The sequence below is a fragment of the Bacillus sp. SIMBA_074 genome (genome assembly GCF_046534555.1).
In the GTDB taxonomy this organism is placed as follows: domain Bacteria; phylum Bacillota; class Bacilli; order Bacillales; family Bacillaceae_G; genus Bacillus_A; species Bacillus_A mycoides.
This window is the reverse complement of sequence record NZ_JAWRYM010001251.1, coordinates 1-235: the sequence shown is the minus strand read 5'-3', so window position 1 is coordinate 235 and position 235 is coordinate 1. Positions and strand designations below refer to the sequence as shown.

The following is a 235-nucleotide window of genomic DNA, read 5'->3' as shown; positions in this document are numbered from 1 at the left end:
AACCTTTCAAAATCTCCAGACCTTCGACGATATGACCGTCCTGGAAAACGTCATGGTCGGCATGCATACGAAGACGAGTGCAAGCCTCTTCTCTTGCGGGATGAATCTCGGACGTGCGCGCAAGGAGGAGCGGCTGATGGAGGAGCGGGCACAGGAATGGCTGGAGCAGGTCGGACTATCACAGCTGAGTACGTCGCTTGCAGGAAGTCTGCCATACGGGAAGCTGCGTTTGATG

The 235-nt window shown here is 55.7% G+C and carries 1 pseudogene; it reads left to right on the top strand.

Annotated features, from left to right (window positions below):
* Positions 1-235 (top strand): annotated as a pseudogene (gene livG / locus SB773_RS34725) (high-affinity branched-chain amino acid ABC transporter ATP-binding protein LivG); the annotation flags it as partial.